The organism is Bacillus sp. B2-WWTP-C-10-Post-4, assembly GCF_009183805.1.
GTDB lineage: Bacteria > Bacillota > Bacilli > Bacillales > Bacillaceae_G > Bacillus_A > Bacillus_A cereus.
The window spans coordinates 1-1,122 of the sequence record NZ_WEII01000263.1; the positions used below are offsets into that span (position 1 = coordinate 1).

Below are 1,122 nucleotides of genomic sequence, written 5' to 3' on the forward strand. Positions count from 1 at the left end.
TTTTAATAGTTATTCCAATATTGAGGAATATGTCCATTTATTTAATAAAGTAGCGTATCTCATTGAAGATAGTTTGTTAAAACGCTCATTGTTACAAGTTACTTATATGATTAAATATAAACCAGTATTAAACAAAGAAGTACAAAAAGAATTCCCAGAGTTGTATACTCAATACATTAAGCAGACAAATAAAAAATCTATGTTGTTAGAAATTGATGAAGCTAAAGAAAAAGGGGATGAGTTAAAGAATAAATTAGTAAAATTAGTGGGTGGAAAAACTATGTTCTATGACATAATTTCTCTGTTAAACAATGGATATAACTATCATGTCCTCGCAAAAGTATTGAACATAGAACTTCAAACTTTAATTATAATAAAAGAACACCGAAATAAATTCCCGATACCACATAATTATAAAAGGACAATAAAACATCAAGATATAATGTATGCTTTATCTGGAAAAAAGAATTTAAGTACTTCAAGGTTAAACACTTAACTTTAAAATAGTAAATTCGTTGCTTTTGTAGCTTTTATTGTTATATTGAAATGCAATGTACATTTGTTTTTCAAATTTAATTGGTGGAATAAGGGGAAGGAAAGGGTTTCTATAAAAATACTGGAATAAATTAGGTTACTCATGCATAAATAGCATAATTAGGTACATGTTATTTATAAATATTCAAAGATGCGAAAGTAATACAAATGAAATTCTTATTTCTGCTACTACAAGTACTATTGAGCAAATGAAGTATAAAATTGCTTTTGAACTAGGAGTCACACTGGGACCTGATACATCACATCATCTGCAAATGGTTCGGATCGGTGGAGAGATTACAAAACGCTTAGTTCGAATGGCTGAAAAACAGTTAACAGGTCAATACAGAGTACACTAAGAAAATAATCCGTATATATGGATTATTTTTCCTTTAATTTACAAAAAAATAAATTTCGAAATTGAAAAAACCTCTCAGATTCCTTTGTAATAAACTTTTTTAGTTGTGTTAATGACATAGGTATCAAAAGATAATCAACCAGATACGAACGATGTGCGAGCCCTTAAAAGAGTTTTGGTGTTATTTGTAATTTTAATTTCATAATACTTAAGCCGATATAATAAAATGT

Annotated in this window: 2 protein-coding genes; both read left to right on the forward strand. The window is 27.9% G+C overall.

Features of this window, described 5'->3' with window-relative positions; translation table 11 throughout:
• Positions 1-496: nucleotide excision repair endonuclease (locus GBN78_RS30840; RefSeq protein ID WP_226798516.1), on the forward strand; the 496-nt coding region annotated here is incomplete at its 5' end.
• A 166-nt stretch (positions 497-662) separates the two neighbouring features.
• Entirely contained in the window at positions 663-893 is a 231-nt protein-coding gene (locus tag GBN78_RS29760; RefSeq protein ID WP_000897398.1) for an alpha/beta-type small acid-soluble spore protein, read from the forward strand.
• Positions 894-1,122 lie beyond the last annotated feature (229 nt).

What these genes read in the sequence shown, in the direction of transcription:
- GBN78_RS29760 (WP_000897398.1), top strand. Translation starts at nt 663, where the DNA reads ATGTTATTTATAAATATTCAAAGATGCGAAAGTAATACAAATGAAATT.